The sequence below is a fragment of the Xenorhabdus sp. SGI 60 genome (assembly GCF_056632175.1).
In genome coordinates, this window is sequence record NZ_CP196860.1 from 3,639,436 (window position 1) to 3,662,218 (window position 22,783).

12 protein-coding genes, 3 tRNA genes and 1 pseudogene are annotated in these 22,783 nt (G+C 45.0%); 6 read left to right on the forward strand and 10 right to left on the reverse strand.

The genetic code is table 11. The features are described 5' to 3' along the window. Window positions 1-68: 68 nt before the first annotated feature. From rlmM to ACSJJG_RS17210, 3 genes are read right to left on the reverse strand one after another with little or no spacing between them, the layout of a single operon-like run. Window positions 69-1,166, reverse strand: a complete 1,098-nt coding sequence (gene rlmM, locus ACSJJG_RS17200) for a 23S rRNA (cytidine(2498)-2'-O)-methyltransferase RlmM (RefSeq protein WP_481090025.1) — start codon at window positions 1,164-1,166, stop codon at window positions 69-71. Beyond that, window positions 1,159-1,554: a DUF423 domain-containing protein gene (locus ACSJJG_RS17205; protein ID WP_481090026.1), complete on the reverse strand. Its 396-nt coding sequence runs from the start codon at window positions 1,552-1,554 to the stop codon at window positions 1,159-1,161. The genes rlmM and ACSJJG_RS17205 overlap by 8 nt, the downstream gene beginning before the upstream one ends. 30 nt (window positions 1,555-1,584) lie before the next feature. Further along, window positions 1,585-2,508 carry a transcriptional regulator GcvA gene (locus tag ACSJJG_RS17210; protein WP_481090027.1) on the reverse strand — a complete coding sequence of 308 codons (924 nt, stop codon included), beginning with the start codon at window positions 2,506-2,508 and terminating at the stop codon, window positions 1,585-1,587. Window positions 2,509-2,928: 420 nt separating this feature from the next. On the opposite strand from ACSJJG_RS17210, the gene csdA reads away from it, so the two are divergent. Together csdA and csdE are read left to right on the forward strand one after the other, a co-directional pair. Continuing rightward, window positions 2,929-4,137 (forward strand): cysteine desulfurase CsdA, encoded by a 1,209-nt coding sequence (gene csdA / locus ACSJJG_RS17215; RefSeq protein ID WP_481090028.1) that lies wholly within the window; start codon window positions 2,929-2,931, stop codon window positions 4,135-4,137. Window positions 4,138-4,504: 367 nt separating this feature from the next. Further along, the gene (gene csdE / locus ACSJJG_RS17220) at window positions 4,505-4,963 is read left to right on the forward strand and encodes a cysteine desulfurase sulfur acceptor subunit CsdE (protein WP_481090029.1); all 459 of its coding nucleotides are present in this window, start codon (window positions 4,505-4,507) and stop codon (window positions 4,961-4,963) included. Window positions 4,964-4,969: 6 nt separating this feature from the next. Here csdE and tcdA read toward each other — a convergent pair whose 3' ends face one another. Together tcdA and mltA are read right to left on the reverse strand one after the other, a co-directional pair. Continuing rightward, the gene (gene tcdA, locus ACSJJG_RS17225; RefSeq protein ID WP_481090030.1) at window positions 4,970-5,782 is read right to left on the reverse strand and encodes a tRNA cyclic N6-threonylcarbamoyladenosine(37) synthase TcdA; all 813 of its coding nucleotides are present in this window, start codon (window positions 5,780-5,782) and stop codon (window positions 4,970-4,972) included. A 75-nt stretch (window positions 5,783-5,857) separates the two neighbouring features. Continuing rightward, window positions 5,858-6,955: a murein transglycosylase A gene (mltA, locus tag ACSJJG_RS17230; RefSeq protein ID WP_481090031.1), complete on the reverse strand. Its 1,098-nt coding sequence runs from the start codon at window positions 6,953-6,955 to the stop codon at window positions 5,858-5,860. A gap of 225 nt (window positions 6,956-7,180) precedes the next feature. Here mltA and ACSJJG_RS17235 point away from each other — a divergent pair. The 3 genes from ACSJJG_RS17235 (at window position 7,181) to ACSJJG_RS17245 (ending at window position 7,598) form a co-directional block, all read left to right on the forward strand. Next, window positions 7,181-7,257, forward strand: a tRNA-Met gene (locus ACSJJG_RS17235). Between the two features lie 121 nt (window positions 7,258-7,378). After that, window positions 7,379-7,455: transfer RNA gene (locus ACSJJG_RS17240), tRNA-Met, on the forward strand. Window positions 7,456-7,521: 66 nt separating this feature from the next. Further along, a tRNA-Met gene (locus ACSJJG_RS17245) sits at window positions 7,522-7,598 on the forward strand. Window positions 7,599-7,803: 205 nt separating this feature from the next. Here the strand turns inward: ACSJJG_RS17245 and amiC are convergent. Further along, entirely contained in the window at window positions 7,804-9,051 is a 1,248-nt protein-coding gene (gene amiC / locus ACSJJG_RS17250; RefSeq protein WP_481090467.1) for an N-acetylmuramoyl-L-alanine amidase AmiC, read from the reverse strand. 239 nt (window positions 9,052-9,290) lie between these two features. On the opposite strand from amiC, the gene argA reads away from it, so the two are divergent. After that, on the forward strand, window positions 9,291-10,622 hold the full coding sequence (gene argA / locus ACSJJG_RS17255) for an amino-acid N-acetyltransferase (protein WP_481090032.1): 1,332 nt from the start codon (window positions 9,291-9,293) through the stop codon (window positions 10,620-10,622). Between the two features lie 66 nt (window positions 10,623-10,688). On the opposite strand, the gene recD is transcribed toward argA, so the two are convergent. The 4 genes and pseudogenes from recD to recC all read right to left on the reverse strand — a co-directional run bounded on the left by recD (window position 10,689) and on the right by recC (window position 22,575). Next, entirely contained in the window at window positions 10,689-12,596 is a 1,908-nt protein-coding gene (gene recD / locus ACSJJG_RS17260; RefSeq protein WP_481090468.1) for an exodeoxyribonuclease V subunit alpha, read from the reverse strand. Window positions 12,597-12,601: 5 nt separating this feature from the next. Beyond that, a pseudogene (gene recB, locus ACSJJG_RS17265) lies at window positions 12,602-16,251 on the reverse strand (exodeoxyribonuclease V subunit beta). After that, on the reverse strand, window positions 16,248-19,133 hold the full coding sequence (gene ptrA, locus ACSJJG_RS17270; RefSeq protein WP_481090033.1) for a pitrilysin: 2,886 nt from the start codon (window positions 19,131-19,133) through the stop codon (window positions 16,248-16,250). Before ptrA ends, recB begins: the two are co-directional and overlap by 4 nt. Before the next feature lie 19 nt (window positions 19,134-19,152). Beyond that, window positions 19,153-22,575 (reverse strand): exodeoxyribonuclease V subunit gamma, encoded by a 3,423-nt coding sequence (gene recC, locus ACSJJG_RS17275; RefSeq protein WP_481090469.1) that lies wholly within the window; start codon window positions 22,573-22,575, stop codon window positions 19,153-19,155. Window positions 22,576-22,783 lie beyond the last annotated feature (208 nt).

Here is a 22,783-nt window from a genome sequence, read left to right on the forward strand (position 1 = left end):
AATAAGACGATAGATAGAATAAATAAGTGCTGCCAATAAGGCAGCATACTTAACAATAAAGGATTGCATCAATAATCCCGACTGGTTGCATACACAGACCAGATACGACGGACATGTACCGTGATCTCTTCACGATCGTGATACAGATGTTTCGCCTGAATCTGTGCATTCACACCATTTTCTTGCAATTGCTGTTCTATTTCCCGCAATATATGCGCCACTTCCTCATAACGCTTCTTCATCGGCAATTTAAGATTAAAGATCGCCTCACGACACCAACTGTTTACCAGCCAATCCGTCATAAGTTGGGCAACTTTGGCCGGTTTCTCAACCATGTCACAAACCAGCCAGTAAATGTTTTTCACTGCCGGCTCAAACTTAAAGCCATCGACACGATGATGCTTCACTTGGCCTGTTTCCATCAGGCTATCCGCCATCGGGCCATTATCTACCGCATGAACCATCATACTGCGTTTTACGAGCTGGTAAGTCCATCCTCCCGGACAAGCACCGAGATCCACTGCGTGAAGGCCGCTACCCAGACGCTCTTCCCATTCATCATAAGGAATGAATATATGAAAGGCTTCCTCCAGTTTCAGCGTTGAACGGCTTGGTGCATCTGAAGGGAATTTCAGGCGAGGAATGCCCATATAAAAACGGGAGTTATTATTGCTGTAGGAATACCCGGCATAGCAGCAGCCTGGAGCGATGAAAAAGACATGGATCACAGGGCGATTATAATTTTCCTTTGCCAGCAGAAGTTTTTCCTGACGCATCGCATTACGTAACGGAACAGTAAACTTCCGGCAAAACTTCATCAACTCCTTGCTTTCATTGGTATCCGGCACCTCGACACGCAGCTCACCCGCCTTCTCAATGACACCGATCAACATGGCAACAATCGGGGTAATGCGATCTTCCTGCGGCAAATCTTTCAGCAATTCGCCCACAACCAACATTTGACGAGCAAAAACCAATTCACCAAACGGTATTTCGCGGATCAGACGATCCGCATCATCGGGCTGATAACATTCAAACAGCACATATCCACTGTTCTCTTTCACACGGGCGAAACCGTAAATTTCTTTTTTACCCGCTTTATCGGTAATCTCTGCCGCACACTCTTTTTCAAAACCCGGGCGGCAATATAAAGCAACTTTATTCATGGCTAAGCGCCGATTTCCTTAGACGCAGAGCGCCAATTAATACACATAACCAACCAATGAGAAAACTGAACCCACCAATTGGTGTCAAATAAACCAGAAATTTTAGCGGTAAAAAGGCCAGACAATAAAGACTGCCACTAAACAGCACAATTCCCACCGTGAAAAAAATCCCACTCCAACTAAACGGCGCTACAGGCTGGCGCATTGACAAAGCTGCCAGAGCCATCATGGCGAGTGTATGTAGCCCTTGATATTGCAGGCCGGTATGAATCCATTCCATCTGACGTGGTGTCAGGATAGGTGCCAACATATGCGCCCCCATCGCGCCTAATGCCACGTAGAAAAAACCACTGATCCCAACAAAAATAAGCATAGTTCGACTGCTCATCACACTGCTCCTGTTTCTATTTGTCAGCTATTAGGTGTGTTGAGTAATAAATCCTAACCTTTCTTGCTCAGTTGCAGCCTGGGTTAGTATCCATTTGCGAAACGCCGCAATCTTGCCCAATTCTGCCTGATTATCGTGACAAACCAAATAAAATGCATTCTTGCTGACCAAAACATCATTAAATGGGCAGACAAGACGCCCTGCATCAATTTCATTTTGTGCCATAACATTATTGGCTAGCGCAACACCTTGACCATGCACAGCTGCCTGAATCACCATCGCACTATGGCTGAATATTGGTCCCTGCTGAACATTAATCTGTTGCTGCATATCAAGCTGGCGAACATAGGCTTGCCAATCCCGGCGAGATGAATCATGCAACAAAGTATGCTTGCCAAGATCTGCGGGAGTTTTCAATGGGCGATCCCCCGTCAGCAGCGCAGGAGAACAGACAGGCAGCAGATATTCGGGATAAAGGCGATCGGTGCGCAACCCCGGCCAGTTGCCTCTGCCATAAAAAATCGCGACATCAACATCATCAGCCAGTTTATCTTCTTCCCGATCCACTGCCTGAATGCGAACATCAATCCCCGGAAAACTCTGATTAAAACCTGAAAGCCGGGGTACTAACCACTGAATCGCAAAACTGGGGGATAAACTGACCGTTAACGCGCCTTTGGCACTGCGAGCCTGAAGTTTACGGGTTGCGTCATTGATAGCAGTAAAAATTTCCTTGATATCGAGATAGTAACTCTGTCCATCTTCCGTCAACAATAACGAACGGTTACGACGACGAAAAAGCTTTAATCCCAGAAAATCTTCCAGACTTTTCATTTGATGACTAACAGCAGCCTGAGTCACAAATAATTCTTCTGCCGCTTTAGTAAAACTTAAATGACGGGCCGCGGCATCAAAAACGCGTAACGCATTGAGTGGAGGTAAACGTTTAGACATATTCGTTTCTTATATGTTCTTTTCCTATATAGTAGTGACGATACCGGTAACTCTTTTCATTTAATTATTAGTTTTTGTAATCCGAAGCATTATAATTTGTCCATTGATGATATACCAGCAAATCCCTATAGTGTGCGCACTTCCTATAGCCGGAACGAAAAGTCTCTTTGTAACGATACATTGAAGCTTTTGGCTTTGTGGTTGTGATGTTGTGTTTGCAAGTTGTCTGGGAAACCAGGCTTTGTAGCATAAGCTACTGTTTTTTCACTTCCTGTACATTTACCCTGTCTGTCCATAGTGATTTTTTATTGCACCGCTATTGCGGTGCTTTTTTTCCCTGCTTTCTCCTGTAGAATTCCTTATCTCTTGATTAAAGAAAAACTTATTCTTTATCACACAACGATTAAATTAGCAGCGTTTATGAAAGCTTTTGACTCAGAAAAATTCCGCCAGCAATTTCCTGCCTTGCAACAATCCACCACATTTCTGGACAGTGCAGCCACAGCATTAAAACCGGCATGCATGATTGAGGCGAGCGGGCACTATTACCAAAACCACAGTGCAACAGTACACCGCAGTCAACATGCCACGGCGCAGGCCATGACTGCTCGTTATGAGCAAGCTCGTTCACTGGTGGCGGAATTGATCAATGCGTCATTACCTGAAGATATCATCTGGACAAAAGGGACTACTGAGTCCATCAATCTGGTTGCCCAAAGTTACTTTCGCCCTCGTCTGAACGTTGGTGATGAAATCATCGTCAGCGAACAGGAACACCACGCTAACCTGTTACCGTGGCTGATTCTGGCGGAACAAACCGGCGCCAAAATCGTTAAATGGCCGATTGGCAATCGACGCCAACCAGAAATCGATACTCTGGCAGAACTATTGAATGAAAAAAGCCGCTTGGTTGCCATCAGCCAGATGTCTAACGTTACCGGTGCCGCAGTAGATTTGGCAAAAGTCACCGCTCTCGCCCATCAATATGATTGCCGTGTTCTGGCCGATGGTGCTCAGGGTATCGTTCACGCGCCTGTCAATGTGCAACAACTGGATATCGACTTTTATGCCTTCTCTGCCCATAAACTGTATGGCCCAAATGGATTGGGTTTGTTGTATGGCAAAAGTGAATTGCTGAATGCGATGTCACCGTGGCATGGCGGCGGAAAAATGCTGACTCAAGTCTCGTTCGATGGTTTCACACCGGAAGCCGTACCTTACCGTTTTGAAGCGGGAACACCCAATATTGCTGGCGTGATTGGCTTTGCAGCGACCCTGGAATGGTTGAAAACGATTGATATCCAGCACGCTGAATCCCACGCGATTGCGCTGACAGATTACACCGAACAACAACTTAGCACTCTGGCGGGCTTTAACAGTTACCGTGTGGCGGGTTCCAGTTTGCTGGCTTTCAATATCGCCGGAATACACCATAGTGATTTAGCGACGCTGATTGCCGAACAAAATATCTCCCTGCGTTCAGGCCAACACTGTGCCCAGCCATTGTTGGATGCACTTGGGATCAGCGGCTGTCTGCGCGCTTCATTCATGCCTTATAATAACCAGCAAGATGCGGATAGATTGATCAGTGCCGTAAAGTTTGCACTATCACTGCTGATGGATGATTGATATTGTCCTGTTATCAATTACCTCATTATAAAAGCCTATCAAATATATTTTGATAGGCTTTTAACTTAATGGCGGATAACTATCGAACTTTAACGTTCTCTTTTGCTGATCAATATTTAATTAAATTATTTTAAGTGATTAATTAAACCAATATAATAAATACAGCATCATATAATGGGGCCACCTGGTTAACCCTATGGTTTACTACAAAAGTTTAAAGAATTGTTTATGTGATTATATTTTAATCGATGCAAGCACTATAAAATTTCATTTTTAAAGAATAATCATCTTAAAAAGATAACTGCTATGATCCTGAAACCTCATCCACAGGAAATCAGCACCAAGCCCACTGTAAGATAAATAACCCATGACACAACACTCAGACACTATCCTGGCTCCGCATCCATTTGGAACCGAAATCACGGAACAGCAACTTATTGAAAACTTTCAGCAATGCAAATTGTGGGAAGATCGTTATCGGCAGCTAATCAGTCTCGCCAAAAAGCTGCCTCCTCTAGCGGAGGAACTAAAACAACAAAATATCGAAAGATCAGGCTGTGAAAATCGCGTCTGGTTGGGATATCAACGTATTGCAGACGGCCGATTGCATTTTTATGGCGATAGTGAAGGCCGTATCGTCAAAGGATTATTGGCAATCCTGCTGACTGCCGTAGAAGGCAAAACCCCAGAGCAGGTTGTGCAAACGCCTTTGGCCGAGCTATTCCAACAACTCGGCCTGGAACAACAACTCAGTGGCTCAAGGCTCAATGGTGTGAAAGCCCTGATAAATACCATTCAGGAAATAGCGAACACTTACATTCATTAGGTTCGCTTAAAGCGTATTTTCCCGTTCAGCTTTCGCCACCATCTTTTTCAATGCGTGGGATACAGCAACAAAACCAAAAGTCGCCGTAACCATCGTTGCGGCACCAAAACCAGAAGCACAATCCATTCGCCTGGAACCCTCCGCAGTGCTTTTGGCCGCGCAAACTGTGCCGTCAGATTGTGGATAAACTAACTGTTCCGTTGAAAAAACGCAGTCAATGCCTAACTTACCTTTGCCGTTTTTCACTACGCGGTAATCCGACTTCAAGCGCTCCTTCAATTTTGCCGCCAATGGATCTTGCACCGTTTTTGCTAAATCCACCACCTGGATCTGGGTAGGATCAAGTTGCCCGCCCGCGCCGCCAGTTGTCACAAGCGGGATCTTATAACGGCGGCAATAAGCCAATAACGCCGCTTTTGGTCGCACGCTATCAATGGCATCAATAACATAACTAAACCCTGTGGACATCAATTCAGCCACATTATCAGGGGTAACAAAATCATCAATGCAAGTGACCTGACACTCAGGATTGATCGCTCGTATCCGTTCGGCTATGACTCCCGTCTTTGGTAAGCCCACATTCTGTATCAAGGTGTGCAACTGGCGATTGGTATTGGTGATGCAAACATCATCCATATCAATCAACGTAATAGCACCAATACCGGTACGCGCCAGCGCTTCTGCCGCCCATGAACCCACGCCGCCAATGCCTACAACACAGACATGGGAACGGGCAAATAATGAAAGCGCTTTCTGGCCATATAACCGCGCCGTACCAGCAAAACGCTGAAGATAAGCATCAGAGAGAGAAACTTGCATTGCTAAATAAATCCTGCCTAAAACCTACCTCTATTGAGATAGGTTATCGATTGATGGTTTAAACTGGAGGGGATCTTACTGGTTTGCCGCCAAAAAACCAGATGATGCTTTCTTCAATACCCAAACACGACCATAGTGATTATAAAAACCGGCCATTTCACCCGCGTTCTCTCCAACACCGTGATAAATATCAAAATGGTTCCCTTTGATGGCACCACCAACATCCAGTGCCACCATCAGATGCATCCGATACTGACCGGTAAATTTACCCTTTTCATCCAGTACCGGCACTTCCGCCAACAATGCCGTTCCGGGCGGGATCAATGACTTGTCAGACGCTACCGAGGCTTTTGCAACAAGAGGCACAGCGCTGGCTCCCCTCACGAGGGTATAGGATTCAGGTTTAAAGAAAACAAATGAAGGATTCTGCTCAAGCAACTCTCTCACTTCGGCTTCGCTGTGCTGTTCTCCCCACTGACGGATAGCTTTCATCGACATTTTTTCGCCCGGGACTTCTCCACGGTCAATCAGCACCTTGCCAATACTACGATAGGCATGTCCATTTTTCCCCCCATAACCAAAAAAGGTCAATGGACGTCCATCCCCAAAATCGACATAGCCACTCCCTTGTACTTCCATCATAAAGTTATCCATCAGGGAGTTACTGTACCCGATAATAAATTTCTTGCTCAGGGCGCCTCTATATATCTCTGCACGACTCGGCAAGCGGGAACGTAAATGAGTTGGCATACGATACAGTGGATATTTAAACTCTCCTTGCCGGGTATGTCGTGCTTGCAAAACAGGTGTGTAATAACCGGTAAACTTCACGTTGCCGTATTTATCTTCACCTTCCATCTGATAAGCCAGTAAACCAAATTCATTTAAATCACAGGTATCACCACCAGACAGCATCCAGTGCTCAATTGCATTAAATAATTCACGGTTATTGTCATAAAGACGAGGAGAAGCTTTGCTGATATATTCAACTTGGGTGGCAAAGTCTCTGGCATTAACGGGAGTGCCTTCGGCATTAGGGGTATTAACCAACTGGAGGTTTTGGCTAATTCGCCCATCCTTATACTGCTGAGCCTGATCAGTGGGTCGAAAATGGCATCCCGCTAATATCGAAATGACAAATCCAACTAAAAGATATTTACCCCAAACTCTCATATTAATGCCTTATCTCTAGCCATCACTTACTCGGATCACGAACAATATCAAACACTAATAAATAATGATATGTAGTTAAAAAAATAGCTTGCTGTTTCAACCCAGTCTATAGCACAAAAATAAAACGATAAGTCCACTTTTAAACCAAAAGACAAAAAAATTAGTCACTTTCAATAAAAAAACTTGCAACCTCTCCGTTCCAGAGTATAGTGTGCCGACATCGAACGCGGGGTGGAGCAGCCTGGTAGCTCGTCGGGCTCATAACCCGAAGGTCGTCGGTTCAAATCCGGCCCCCGCAACCAATTCGATTAGGTGTTGTTGTCGATATGATGTAGCATCGACGCACTCTAGAAAGGCAGTAAATAGTGTCATCATTGAGTATTTGCATTCACGATTAATTATCAGGATATGTAGATAAACGGACGCGGGGTGGAGCAGCTTGGTAGCTCGTCGGGCTCATAACCCGAAGGCCGTCGGTTCAAATCCGGCCCCCGCAACCAACCTTTATGATATTATTGCTCAATATTTGCATTCATCGATTAGATCAAAATATGCAAATAGACGGACGCGGGGTGGAGCAGCCTGGTAGCTCGTCGGGCTCATAACCCGAAGGTCGTCGGTTCAAATCCGGCCCCCGCAACCAATTTTTATTTTTCATTTTACCTCCGCAATTTTACCTCATTTTTATTCCAGCGTTTGCTATTACCTTATTTCCACTGATTTTAAAATCTATGTTTAAACATTATTTCATTCCGATTTAAATATAAATATAAAGCCAACAACCAACATTACATCATAAGCAATAAATTCTTACTGGTATTACTCAATAGTTTATCAAGACGAATATTTCACCGCCTCGCCAATTCAGCGCCATTTTTGAAATACGCCTTTATGCCCGCAAAAATGGATTCCGCCACTTGTTGCTGGAATTTTGCGGTCTTAAGTTTGCGCTCTTCTTCCAGATTACTGATAAATGCAGTTTCTACCAAAATGGAAGGGATATCTGGCGCTTTCAATACCGCAAATCCCGCCTGATCGACGCTATTTTTATGCAGTTTATTGATTTTCCCCACCCGCTTGAGCACTTCTTTACCAAATTTCAGACTATCATTAATCGTTGCGGTTTGAACCAAATCCAACATGGTATGATCCAAATATTTATCTCCGCTTTTACTGACTCCACCAATTAAGTCTGCCTCGTTCTGAGTTTGGGCGAGAAAACGGGCCGTATTGCTGGTAGCCCCCTTAGTGGAAAGCGCAAACACGGATGACCCCCGTGCAGAGCGATTTGTAAAGGCATCCGCATGAATAGAAACAAAAAGATCAGCGCGCATCTTACGCGCTTTTGCCACTCTCACCGTCAAGGGAATAAACACATCTTCATTTCGCGTCATGTAAACTTTCATGCCCGGCTCACGTTTGATGAGTGCCTGTAAACGACGGGCAATCTGCAACACGACATCTTTTTCACGAGTTTTATATTTCCCAATCGCCCCAGAGTCTTCACCACCATGACCGGGATCGAGCATAATCACAATCGGTCTGTCTTTACCTGCCTTACCGGGTTTGCGTGTCTGTGCAGGCAAATGCTGTTCTAAATTCCCACTGTTATACTCTTCAAGCAGAGCCAATAAAGGATCATTAGCCACATCAACAGCTTTTTGGGGATACAGATCGAGCACCAGACGATGTTTAAACTTTGCAATTGGTGGCAATGTGAAAATATGCGGGGAGACGGGCTGTTTAATTTCAAAGACTAAACGCACCGTTTTAGGGTTAAATTGCCCTGCCCGCACTAATTTTAAGTAAGGATCACGCCGCTGAACCTGTGCCCCCATACTGCTCAAAATGCGATTAAGCTGCATACCCTGCAAATCAATGACAATACGATCAGGGTTTGCAAGCGAAAACTGGCGATATTTAAGTGGAATATTAGACTCCAGCGTCACTCTGGTATAACTTGATGCAGGCCAAATACGAACAGCAATAACTTGTGAAGTCGCTGCATAACCTATTGGGCTGATGCTTAATAACCATACAGCGGCTGCGCCTTTCAGCAGGCGACGACGTGAAATATTATGGCCTGAGTGACTCATCATTTATTCCATTTAAAAACAACCAAACGCAGTAATCTTTATCAAACATAATAGTCAGGCAGGAACTCTAATTAATTAGCAAACTTCTGTCATCAAAAAATGTATTTTTTGATGACCTGATTTATTTATACCAATATAAATAATAACGTTATTTTTATCCATGTTTCCTCTTGCCATTTCCCTTCAAAAAGAATAAAAATACAAAAAATACGAATAAAAATTCAATTAGAGAGGATTTCATGAAAGAACGCAATACCGAATTGGTTGAAGTCTTACGCCACTCGGTGCCGTATATCAATGCACATCGAGGTAAAACCTTTGTCATTATGCTGGGAGGTGAAGCCATCGCCCATGAGAATTTTTCTAATATCGTCAACGATATTGGATTACTGCATAACCTGGGCATTCGTTTAATCGTTGTTTATGGTGCCCGTCCACAAATTGAACAGAATATCGCCAAACACCATTGCCAATCGATTTACCACAAACACACCAGAGTAACCGATGCCAAAACACTGGATTTGGTCAAACAGGCGGCTGGCTTATTACAGCTAGAAATTACAGCACGCCTTTCTATGGGTTTAAATAATACCCCATTACAAGGCGCTAATATTAGTGTTGTCAGCGGAAACTTCGTTATCGCCCAACCTTTGGGAATCGATGACGGCGTCGATTATTGCCACAGTGGCAGAGTCCGCCGTATTGATGAGAAAGCAATCAACCAACAACTGGATAATGGTGCTATTGTGCTGATCGGGCCAGTTGCGGTTTCCGTTACAGGAGAAAGTTTCAACCTCACTTCCGAAGAAATTGCAACACAACTGGCAATCAAATTAAAAGCAGAAAAATTAATTGGATTTTGCTCATCTCAGGGCGTACTCGACGCCGAAGGTGACACTTTATCAGAAATGTTTCTTAATGAAGGAGAAGCTCACCTGCACAAATTGGAAAACTCGGGTGATTTTCATTCAGGAACCGTGCGTTTCTTAAGGGGAGCGATTAAGGCCTGCCGCCATGGCGTTCGCCGCAGCCATTTGATCAGTTATCAAAAAAATGGTTCGTTGGTTCAGGAACTCTTTTCCCGCGAAGGTATCGGCACTCAAATAGTGATGGAACGTTCCGAGCAGATACGCCGCGCCAATATTAATGATATTGGTGGCATTCTTGAACTTATTCGCCCATTGGAGCAACAAGGTATTTTGGTACGCCGTTCACGTGAACAACTGGAAATGGAAATTGATAACTTCACCCTGATTGAACTCGATAATATCACTATCGCCTGCGCTGCCCTATATTCCTATCCCAATGAAAAAATTGGAGAAATGGCCTGCGTTGCGGTACATCCAGACTACAGAAACTCTTCCAGAGGTGAAATTCTGCTAGATTCAATTTCTAATCAGGCGAAACAAAGAGGGTTGGAAAAACTTTTCGTACTCACAACCCGCAGTATTCACTGGTTTCAGGAGAAAGGTTTTAAGCCCGCAGGAATAGATATGTTGCCCGTGGAAAAACAAGCGCTGTATAACTATCAGCGCTGTTCCAAAATTTTGATGCTGGATTTACAGGCTTGATGAAGTTTGCTTACGTCAAGCTAACTATAGACATTCCAGCCATATAATCCTTGGCCACATTGCTTTTTATTGCGGGTTGAACCAATCTGCCAACCCGCTCCGCCGCTGTGTTGCTGTAGCCACAGCTTTATCCCAAACTGGCTTATTGGCATAAATTGTCAATTTTTCCCTCGCCCGCGTCAGTGCGGTATACACCAATTCCCGACTGACTATTGGTGAGTGTTGGGTCGGTAACACCAAGGCCGTATGCTCAAATTCAGACCCTTGAGATTTATGCACTGTCATCACATAAGCCGTTTCATGTTGAGGCAACCGGCTTGGCTGAAATCCTTTAATCTGTCCATCAGACAACTGGAAATAGGCTTTCAGTTCATTATCCTGATTTTTGAGCATAATCCCGATATCTCCGTTAAACAGTCCAAGGGTGCTGTCATTACGCAATATCATAATAGGGCGCCCGACATAACCACGGTTCTCTACGTTTTTGGGCAGGGTAATGACGCCTTTCCTGTGCAGCAATTGTTCCATTCGTTGGTTCAGTCCCGTAACACCAAAGGGGCCTTCCCTTAACGCGCACAACAATCGAAAACGATTAAACGCCGCCAAAATGGCTTCTTCCGCCATCCGTTCATTTGCCATGGTTAAATACTGAGAGTAACCCGCAGCGGTTTCTGTCAACAGACGCTGATAATCTTCATCCGCTGCAAGTGGGTAAAAATCAACATCGGGAAAAGACTGATTCAGCACTGCCGCGACGCCTCCGCGATCTCCTTGATTCACAGCCGATGCCAATCGCCCAATGCCGGAAGCCGAGTTGAAGCGATAACTTTTGCGCAGCAGACACAGGCTATCCCGCACGGCAGGCGTATTTTTATCGGAATGTAAGGTGGAATAAGATGTTAGCTGACATCCAGTTAAGCGCTCCAATTGTTCAGCCCGCTTGGCGCTATAACCTTGTTCAGCAAAACGGCAAATATCGCCCAATACCGCTCCGGCTTCAACCGATGCAAGCTGGTCTTTATCCCCCAAGAAAATCACTTTCGCCCGTGGCGGCAAAGCATCAACCAAATGCGCCATCATCGGTAAATCCACCATCGAGGCTTCATCAATGATCAAAATATCAAGGGACAGCGGATTATCACGCCCATAACGCAGTTTCTGGCTATCGGGTTGCGCCCCCAGTAAACGATGGATAGTTTGCGCCTGCTCTGGAATGCTATGCCACTGTTCTGGCGTCAAATCGAGTTTCTTGACCGCTTCCCTCAGCGATTCAGTTAATCTGGCCGCTGCCTTACCGGTTGGCGCAGCTAATTGAATACTTAATTTTTTCCCTTCATGCAACTTGATCAAGGCAGCCAACAACTTAGCTACTGTCGTGGTTTTGCCGGTTCCTGGCCCACCAGAGATCACCGAAATACGGCTCGTTACAGCCACTGCTGCCGCAACTTTTTGCCAATCAATTTCTCCTTTAACAGTGACACCAAAAAGTTCATCCAAAATGCGACGTAACTGGATTTCATCAACAACCGTTTGATCATGGGAAGATTGAGCAAAAGTATCGGTTAACTCCACAGCGGCAAAAAAATCCGCCACCCTCTGTTCACTTTGCCACATGCGTTGTAAATACAGGCGGTAATCACTCTCCCTTTGATGGAAAAGGATCACCGGTGCCGGAGTTTCCCCCATACTTACCGCCGGACATGCCTGTAAAACAGCCAGAATTTGCTGTTGATCGGGTTCTCCGGCCAAAGACCAAAGCGTTGCAGCTAACTCCGGCTGCCTGCCTTCAAAAAAATATTTTGGCGAAACCCGCTCCAATGGCAAACAGACATGCCCCGCGCCCGATTCAGCGCTTAATAAGGCCGTAATCAACAGTAACAGCGGATTTTCATCCTCAATCATCGCATAAGCAAACTGTACATCCAAAGGGCGCAGCAGCTTCTGGTTCACCGCCTGTTGCAATAATGACATCATGGAATTCATACGCTTTTTTCCTCACCAACAGCACTGAAAAGCGTATCCAGTTCGTCAATAAATTCAAAGGGAGGCAAGTAAGAGTAAATGCCATGCCCTGGGTTATCTTTATCAATACCCCGCAGGAACAGATAGATCACGCCACCAAAATGGCGGCGATAATCATAATGAGCTAACCGATGACGCAAATAACGGTGCAGCGCTAAAGTATAAAGCTGATACTGGAAATCGTAACGATGCTCTATCATGGCTCTTGCCATCGCCTCTTGCGTATATGACTGGCTGTTTTCACCTAACCAGTTTGATTTGTAATCCACGACGTAAAACTTATCTTGCCAGCAAAAAACCAAATCAATAAAACCTCTTAACATGCCTTTGACTTGATGAAAGGATAACGGAGCACATTGCGCAGACAGTGGATCATAACGACGGGCTAGTGCATCCATTTCCTTTGCATGTAATAACTTATCTACTGGCAGGTAAAACTGCATTTCACTTTGCTGACGATGACGAGGCACACCGACAAGTTTCATTCCTTGCTCATTCAGCTCTGCGCCCAGAATATCCTCTATCCACTGCGCCAATATGGGTGCCCAGTTTTCATCAAATCCTGACGCTGTCAGTTTTTCCACCAGCCACAACCGATCCGGGGGATTGCCGAAATCCAGATCTTCTAAAATACTGTGCAGGAATGTACCCGCAGACGCCCCTCGCGGAAAAGTATGCGGAGTCATCTGTAACGATTGTTCTTCCTGCTTTTCACCACTAGCTTCAATATCCAGCTTCGGAGCAATGGATTGCACGATCACATCAACTGATTCCCCAAATGTACCAGCATAAGTGGAGGAAGTGGCGTGGGAAGCGGAATATTGTAACCCCGAATAACTCGTCACCCGCCAGTCATCCCGAACGGAACGTTGCAATTTTCTGGCTTCCAGCGACAGTGTATTTTCACTTTGTGGACACCATTGCAAGTCAGTGGTATCTCCCACTTGCCTTATTTCTATGCTGTCATTACAAAGCTCATTCAAGCTGTTAACCAGTAATTCTGCATCACCTTTTTGCCCCTTTTGTAGCAGGTATCCAAGGGCAGATAAGTGCAAATCAGTATCACCTGCTTTTCCTCTATTCCCTTTAATAAGCGGGCTACCCCGACGCTACAGTGATAAACCGAACGTGTTAATGCAACGTAGAGCAAGCGTAAATCCTCGGCCAGGCGTTCTTCATCAGCCAGCGCCAAAGCTTCTTTCAACGCTTCATCATCATGAGAAATATTAAGATAAGCCTCAAAGTTATGGCGATCATGATACACCGCCAGTTTCTGCTTCCTGTAACCACAAACAAAAGGCAAGCAGACCAACGGATACTCCAATCCCTTAGATTTATGAATGGTACAGATCTGCACCAGATGTCGATCACTCTCCAGCCTCAGTTGCTGGCTTTCTGATTGCGGATTCGGGCGTGAAATCTGTTGTGCCAGCCAACGGGCAACAGCATGTTCGCTATCTAGTTGTTGAGATTCCTCCTGCAACAACTCACCAATGTGCATAACATCGGTAAGCCGACGTTCACCGTCATCACCTGCCAGTAGATTTTCTGCTATCCGGTATTTCACCATGACTGCCCGCAACATGGGTAATACGCCACGAGTACGCCATAAACGGGCATAGCCATCAAATTCATCAACCAGACGATCCCACGCCCTTTCGTCGTTATTCAACTGGTCAATTTGTTGTGCACTTAAGCCAAATAGACTGCTGGCTAATGCACTGCGCAATTCGCGTGCTTTTTCCGGTGCCAATACTGCCTGTAACAACCACAGCAAATCTTTCGCTTCCGGGGTATCAAACACACTTTCTCTGTTGGAAAGATAAACCGATGGTATTCTCAGTGCGTTCAATTCGTTACGGATCAATGCGGCTTCCCGCCTATCACGCACCAACACCGTAATATCTGCCGCCACCACCGGTCGGCTTGCTTCTGTCGGTTTATTTTTTGCCTGATGTAAAAGTGCCTTTCCTTCTTGCCCTGCCTGCAACCAATCCCGTATTTGGGCAGCACATTGTCGGGCCATAGTTTGCTCATATTCCCCTTTGGAAACACCATCACCAGACTGTAACCAAAATCGTAAGGCAACTTGATCCTCACCATGTAAGGAGAATCTCAGCTCACGATTTTTCTCTGCGGCATCAACGTCAAGAAATGGGATTTGTGCAAACAAAAACGGGAATTCCGGGCGAGAAAACAGTTTATTGACAGACTGCACCATTGACGCAGAAGAACGCCAGTTTGTTTCCAACGTGTAATGGGCTTTAACGTTAGAACGAGCACGAATGTAAGTAAAAATATCTGCCCCCCGAAACGCATAAATCGCTTGTTTGGGGTCGCCAATAAATAATAAGCCCGTTTCGTTTTCAGCCCGTTCATTTTCTGATTGATGGCAATATATGGCCTGAAAAATGCGATATTGTTGTGGATCGGTATCCTGAAACTCATCAATCATTGCGACGGGATAGCGCTGCCGAATAGTTGCTGCAAGCTGCTCTCCTCCTGCACGCCGCAAGGCACTGTCCAGACGAGTCAGCAAATCATCAAACCCCATGTAACCACGGATCAGCTTCTCCTGATTAACCGATTGGCGAACTTCAACAATTGCTTTGGACAGGATGATATCTTTCAATGTCAATGGGTGCTGATATAAACCCTCAATTGCTGCAAACAGCGCGTGCTGCGGAGCTTCCCCTTTTTTAGTCTTTTCTAATAAGCGCGATTGACAAAATTTATCCAATTCTTTGGGTAACAGGTAATCTTTGGTTGGTGATTTAGCCCATTCAGAAACACTATGCAGCCAGTTAGGTAAATGCTTTTTGCTGTAGCTGCGCTTATCAACACCTGAATGAGTAATCAATTCTTCTAACCCAAAAACAGCATCATTCCACTGGCGTTTTATCGCTTCAATCTGCTCAATGATTTTCTGATGGCGGCTAAACAGCGTTTCATCACCATCAGGGGCATTAAGGATATACGGCATATCTCCGTGTAAATAGTCTGAAATATCTTTCAATAATGCTTCCGGCCCACTCCATATCCGGCTGACTTCCGCAGCAATTGGCAATGGCAGGGGATAACAGTGACGGCGCCAAAAATCAGCACAGCCTTGTTTACGTAACTGGTTTTCATCCTGAATTAAGGTCTGATCAAACAGGACACCTGACTCAAATGCATTGTGGATTAACATGCGCTGGCAAAAGCCGTGAATGGTATAAATCGCCGCCTCATCCATCTGGCGTTCAGCGGCTAATAACCAACTGGCCGCACTTTCTTTATCAGGAATTTCATCCAGTAATTGCTGATAGATCGGATCGCCAGCCGCGGTTTCTTCCCGTATACAAGCCAAGCGGAGTTGGTGGATGTTTTCACGGATACGTCCACGCAATTCATCTGTTGCAGCTTGTGTAAAAGTCACAACCAGAATCTCTTCGATACTCAGCGGGCGGGAAAAGGCGGCAGAACCGCCCAATCCCAGTAATAGCCGGAGATACAACAAGCCTATCGTATAAGTCTTCCCCGTCCCTGCGGAAGCTTCGATCAGCCGCTGACCATACAGCGGCAGAGTTAACGGGTTAAGCTTATGAGAGGGTATTTCTTTGCTCACTGAGCATTCACCTTAACCGGTAAGTGTTTCTGGAAATCTGACACATAGTCGTAAGTTTTCCAGCCTTTCAGCTCGGCATATTGATGAGCCGTCCCTTTTTTCCCTGTAATTTGGGAAACCAGCGCCAATCCCTGACGTTTAAGAACGGCTTTTTCATAAAACGCAATAATCTGCGCTTTGGTGGCTTTTTCCATCGCTGCGATGATTTTCTCACGGGTATCAAATTTGAAATTATTACGCCCAAAATCTGCATCAAAGCGAGCCACTTCTGAATAGAAAGTCTGTGGCGGCTCACGCATTTCTATTAACAATGATTTTTTATACTGTTCAAACTCAGCATCAGACATCGCTTTCAGTTCTTTATCAGCCTGTTGATAGAAGCTCTGGTAACGTTGATGCAGGTAATCCGGTTGCTTGTTGTTACTTTGCAACAAGAAACCCAATCCCCACTGTTTACCGATATTTTGGTTGAAAGCAAAAACCGCATAACCAAGTTGTTCTGTCGTCCTCAATTGATCATAGAACCACGGCGATAAAATGCTACTCAGCAAATTGGAATAAACCGATCCCTGGATACGGTCATACCCCGTTGGAATAAAGATTTCTTCCAGAGCATTATCCGTGCTATTCGCCGTGCCATTGAAATTAACCGCATAATTCCGATCAATGACAAGATGCTCGCCAGTCCACCATACCGTTCCTTGGTTAGCGAGCTGCTTCTGTGCTGATTGAACGATATTAATACTCTGCTGTTCAGTGAAATTACCGAAGACCAAGGCCTGTAGTGCCGAGTGTTGGATCATGCTTTGACGGTAGTTGACAATATCGTCAACAGTGATGGTATCCAGCACCTTTAATTTTTCTGCCTGTTCAAAGTAAGGCACACCAGAGAGGCGGGAAATGGGTTGCATCGCCATTTGAAAGGCTTTGCCATTATTGGCGACTTCCATTTGTTCCCGATACCACGATTTCGCCTGATCCAGTTCTTCCTGAGTCGGTGTAAACGAAATATATTGATCAATTGCTGAAGTTAACAACTCTGGTAAGTGCTGTGTATAACCATTGACGCCGATTTTCAAACCATCAACATAACCTGTATAAACGCCCATTCCCCCAACCGATGCCTGATAACTCAGTTGATCAAGTACAAGTCCAGACAAATAGCTCAATAAAGTATCTGAAACCTGATCTTTGATTTTTTTCAATCCATTCGGGTTGCGCATCTCCAGTGCAATACTGCCTTTAGGTTCATCCGCAAAATATTGGCTCGGCATATACAGCAAGCGAACATTTGGCTTTTCCAAAATCATTTTAGGGTGTGTTTGGCTGCCAGATGTTTTAACCAAGGATAAATCATCAGGAATATAAGGATTCAACTCAGGTAAAGAAAATAAGTCTCCTTGTTCGAGTTTTTTCCATTCCTCCAGCTGTCTTGGCGTAATTTTATTGACTTGGTACGGCGCCTGCACAAAGTAAGCTTCTTTGTTATGTGGCTCTGTTGGGCTGATAAACCAGATACGTGCATTTTCAGGCGTTAATTCGTCCAGACGGCTAGCTATCGCCTTTGGGTTAAACTCATTTGCAACATAACCCGCATCCAGCACATGGGATATAGGTAATACCAACATGGCATCAGACAGCCCTTCAATGTAGTTCATATTGCGTACGATTGATGCATACTGGAACGACAAATTCAGGACCTTATCCATTTCATCGAAATAACTCTTGTTGATACCCTGTTGTTTCAGCAGGTTAATGTAAGAAAAAACGGCGGCGATAACTTGATCACGCTGTTCAAGACCCTTATCCGTTAACGAAACATAAATATCAAACGTCCCAGAATTACCATCAGTTTTGGGATTAGCCCCAGCACTGATACTTTCGATTAATCCCTGTTTTTGTAACCAATCAGACAAGGTATTTTGGCTGCGATTGCCAAGCAAATACCCGACATAGGCATCCGTCTTACTGCGAAAATCTGCACTGTTGTCAGCAATGCTAAACTCCAGTCGCAACGCTTTGTAAGGCTGTGCTGGCACATAATGGATAATGGTGCCTTTTTCTTTATCTGTGATTGCCGGCACGGTAATGGCAGGCACCGTTGCATGTCGGTTCGGAATACGGCCAAAGGTTTCTGCTGCAATCTGAGCCAATTTATTGATGGATTGATTGCCATACACAACCCCTTTCATCAGATTAGCGGAGTAATAGCGTTGGTAAAAATCAATCAGGGCTGTCTGTAAATTGCTGTCGGGTTTATCTTTGAGCGTCTCTAAATTTCCGCCGGCAAAGCGGGCATTAGGGTGAGCCGGATTGATGGTCTCGGAACGAATTTGCCATAAACGATGCGCTTCCCCCGCACGAGCGATGGTCATTTCATTATCAACGGCATGACGTTCACGATCAGCATTGACTGGCTCCAGCAAAGGTTCAGCAAGCGCATCCGCAAGGCGATCAACCGCTTCTGCTAAGGCGTCATTTTCAACTTCCAGATAGAATGCCGTACGATTGGCGGTAGTACTGGCGTTACGGCTTCCCCCATGTTTTTGCAAGAATTCAGCAAATCCTCCGGGTTGCGGGTAACGCCTGGACCCCATCAATACCATGTGTTCAAGATAGTGGGCCAGACCAAGCTGATTATCTGGATTTTCCATATGGCCAACCGGAAGAGACACGGCAGCCAATGATTTAATCGCTTTTTCATCAGAAACCAGCAGAACTGTCATGCCATTTTGCAATTGAATCGCTTTATATTGACGAGGATCGCGATCACTTTTGTGGATCGTATCTGCCAATGGCTGCCAGGGCGATTGTGCATATGCAGTAACCCCAAGAAATAGCAAAAAGAGCACCGTCATGATGCGGATAAGACATTTAGGCATAACCTAATATTCTCCCTAATTATTTAAATAATGATCCATTGGAATAGCGTGCTATCGGCAGTAAATAACGCTGAGTTTCACGCTTCATTCGCTCCAAAAGTGATTGATCAACTTGCCGGAAAGCTCGTTGTACGTAATGATCAGCGCTTTCCCCTTTCCTGTCATGTGTTCCTAACCAGTGTTCCATTAATTTATTTTCAGCACTTTGTTGAACCTCTTCACAAAAATCGATTTCACGAGTTTCCTTATCAAAACAGTCAACTAACCATGCCCAGCCGCTTCGGCAAAATAAGGGAAGAGGTTCAGACATTCCTTGAAAATAGCCCTCTACCATCTGGTTCAAATAGTGTTTCGCCTCCTCCGGTTTTAACGGTAAGAAACGATATTCTGACACTTTTTTATCTTCCTTCTCTTTTTTTCCCTTTTTACCTGTTCCATACATGCGGCTTTCACTACTTCCACCTGAAAGACAATAGGCAAGGTGTTCAATCCATAATTGGATACCATCATTGGCCGTTAAGTTCGCTGGCCGCCAACGTAAAATGCCATCAGACTGTACCTGACTGATTCTGCCAGCCAACATCACCGTGTCTAATGGCTCATATAAGTCAATAGAAGAAGAGGCTGTTCTCTCTTCACGCACCCTGGAGGCCAAAGGCTGCATGGACTCCAGTTGCTCCATCCAATAAACTTCACCAAAGGAACCATATGGCAGCCCTCCCGACGCACGGAGGTGGTAAAACAGAGATTCAGGCGCTCCCTGTTCAATCAGAATACTTAACAACAGTTGGTTAAATTGGTAACGTTGCAGGTTATCCAGCACAAAAGGTTCTTCTTCAGGTAACTCCATCTCTTCAATGACAAAATGCACCTTCAGCCTTTGCTGAAAAAACGCCCGGACAGGGTGTCGATAAAAGCGGATCAGTTCATCTAATACAACTTCTTTTACCTCACCGCGATCAAACGCAATCGGCTGACAAAAATCAGTTGCTGAAACACCTTGTTGTGTCGCAGCTGGCAACCATTCTGCGGCATAACTTTGTAAGTGATGGTCAGGTAAGAAATTTTCTTTCGCAAAAGGCACACGAGTATGCTGTGACAGCAGATGTTTTCTGACATTTTTGGCACTGTCATCAACATTCAACATTTCATCGCCGGATAAGCAAAAACTCTGGCAAATATAATCCAGTAACTCGTTGACCAATACAGAGGGATTGCACTCAGTATCATCGCGGATCGATTTGCCGATATAGCTAATATAAAGAAATTGTTCAGCCGAAACCAACGCTTCCAGAAAGAGATAACGGTCATCGTCACGCCGTTTTCTATCCCCTCGCTGAGTTTTTTCTGCCATCAGATCAAACCCAAGTGGCGGGATAGTACGTGGATAAACTCCATCATTCATTCCCAACAGGCAAACAACCTTAAAAGGAATAGAACGCATAGGCATCAGAGTGCAAAAATTGAGGGCGCCGGCCAAAAAGCGCTGGCTGATCTTTTCATCATCCAAACGAAGCGCCAGCTCATCGCGCAGCAGCACCAAAGGGATGCTTTCGTCATAATGTGCATTCAGTCCATTCTCAACTACTTTTTGCCATTGCTGCGTAATAAGCGCCAGAACCAGTTCAACTTCGTCATCCGCTACAAAAAAAGTTTCCAGCAGTTGCGGACATACAGCCAACCAATCCGTCAATCGCTGTTCTTTACCCAAAATTTTACGCCAGCGATTCAGTGCCATTAAAAACTCAGCTAATTGCCCTGCCAGTTCAGCTGCAAGACCACTGGATTCATCATAAGGCAAAACATCATTCCACGGCCCGGCATGGCTATCCATCGCATAACCCAATAGCATACGCGTCAGGCCAAAGCGCCAGGTATTCTGCCCTGTAGCGGGCAACGATAATGCTTCAATATTGTCATCATCCAGCCCCCAGCAAATTCCCGATTCTTTTACCCAACGCCGTAATAAACGCAACCCTTCTTCCTGAATCGCGAATTTGTTAGCTAAAGCAGGGACTTCCAATAATGCCAACACCTGTTCTGCCGTAAACCGACTCTGCGGCAAATCCAGCAAGGTAATAAACGCCTGCAAGACAGGATGCGCCTGACTAACTTTACGGTCAGAGATGGCAAAGGGGATATAACGATCATCGGGCGCATTACCAAAAACAGCCTGAATATAGGGGGCATAACTATCGATATCCGCCATCATCACAATGATATCCCTCGGTGTCAGTGAAGGATCATCATCCAATAAATGCAGAATTTGATCCTGCAATACTTCGATCTCCCTCTGCGGGCTATGGCATGAATGAAAAGACAGCGAGCGATCTGCCCCATCAAATGGGTGCTTTTTCAGGCTGTTTTTGAAGGAATTGTCGGTAGAACCAATCTGGGCATGATCTTCAAGGTTAAGGATATCTCGCTGGATTTGGTGCAAGACAGAATCAGGTTCTAATTCAACAAAAGCATGAATATCGGAATCTGGCTCCAATTGTGACAGCAGGTAGAGGTTATCCCTTCCCAATTTTCCCCAAGATGCCAGCAATGGATTGTTCAGATCCTGTTCTCCTTCTGCATTAAACAGCGATGGCACCTCTTCGGGTTTTTTGAATCTTTCCAGCAATTGTTTGCTTTTATAATGTCTAGGCTTACGGCTATTTAACTTAGCAAGAAAGGCATAACTCTGGATATCGCCCCAATAATATTGGCATGGATTTGTGAACATAAGATGAATATCAATATGTTTACCTAATGTCTTCAATACTTGCAGATAAGCGGGAGGCAATACAGATATGCCACAGATGAAAATACGCGAGGGAAGAGCCGCCAATGGAAAACTCCCTTCTTCCAACTTCGATATAAATCGTTGGTATAAATTGGCGCGGTGCCACAAAGGTTGTTGTAACTGGCGGGTATATGCTGTCAGTTCAAACCATAGCTTTTTTTGCCATAACTGGTTACTGCCCAAGCCATCAATTAATTGACCATTTTCCCAGCTTTCCAACCAGTGGGGGCGATAAACCAGATATTGGTCAAACAGATCGGCAATTCGGCCAGCTAACTGGTGAATTTTGCGTTTATCAATATCTTGATCAAGATAATGCCTGAGTGCGGAAAACTCCGGTTCCGTCAACAAATCGGGCAGTAAGGTCATCAGCTTCCACTTCATGGCATCCTTACTGAAAGCACTGTCTTTGGGAACATCAGGCAACACTTGGGTAAACATCTGCCAGATAAAGGTTGCCGGCAGTGGGAACTCCATGTTCGCAGCAATACCCAATTTTTCTGCCAACTGAATTTGCAACCACTGTGACATCCCTGGGCTTTGAACCAAAATCACTTCTTTGCCAAATGGGTCCGAAAGGGGATCTTCTCCAATCAATGTCGCCATCAACTCCTTGAGAATATCGAGCTGATTTGAATGATAAACTCTAAACATCAATGCCCCACTGGAATAGAAACCACCAATTAAAACATCCAAGAATAACCCCCTCTGTAAATTATCCTCTATTTTGTCACGCCTCCGTTTCAAACAATATCGTGATTTTTCACTACTGCGATTTGAAATATCAGTAAGTGGTTAATCAGCTCGCTTCAAACGTAATAATAGCAACCGGAAAATATTTTTCATCTGACAAACGGCCTAA

Excerpts from the sequence above, each read along its gene's own strand:
- csdA (WP_481090028.1), top strand. The coding sequence starts at position 2,929 with ATGAAAGCTTTTGACTCAGAAAAATTCCGCCAGCAATTTCCTGCCTTG.
- recC (WP_481090469.1), bottom strand. The coding sequence starts at position 22,575 with ATGTTTAGAGTTTATCATTCAAATCAGCTCGATATTCTCAAGGAGTTG.
- mltA (WP_481090031.1), bottom strand. The coding sequence starts at position 6,955 with ATGAGAGTTTGGGGTAAATATCTTTTAGTTGGATTTGTCATTTCGATA.
- ACSJJG_RS17205 (WP_481090026.1), bottom strand. The coding sequence starts at position 1,554 with ATGAGCAGTCGAACTATGCTTATTTTTGTTGGGATCAGTGGTTTTTTC.
- ptrA (WP_481090033.1), bottom strand. The coding sequence starts at position 19,133 with ATGCCTAAATGTCTTATCCGCATCATGACGGTGCTCTTTTTGCTATTT.
- argA (WP_481090032.1), top strand. The coding sequence starts at position 9,291 with ATGAAAGAACGCAATACCGAATTGGTTGAAGTCTTACGCCACTCGGTG.
- csdE (WP_481090029.1), top strand. The coding sequence starts at position 4,505 with ATGACACAACACTCAGACACTATCCTGGCTCCGCATCCATTTGGAACC.
- amiC (WP_481090467.1), bottom strand. The coding sequence starts at position 9,051 with ATGAGTCACTCAGGCCATAATATTTCACGTCGTCGCCTGCTGAAAGGC.
- rlmM (WP_481090025.1), bottom strand. The coding sequence starts at position 1,166 with ATGAATAAAGTTGCTTTATATTGCCGCCCGGGTTTTGAAAAAGAGTGT.
- ACSJJG_RS17210 (WP_481090027.1), bottom strand. The coding sequence starts at position 2,508 with ATGTCTAAACGTTTACCTCCACTCAATGCGTTACGCGTTTTTGATGCC.
- recD (WP_481090468.1), bottom strand. The coding sequence starts at position 12,596 with ATGATGTCATTATTGCAACAGGCGGTGAACCAGAAGCTGCTGCGCCCT.
- tcdA (WP_481090030.1), bottom strand. The coding sequence starts at position 5,782 with ATGCAAGTTTCTCTCTCTGATGCTTATCTTCAGCGTTTTGCTGGTACG.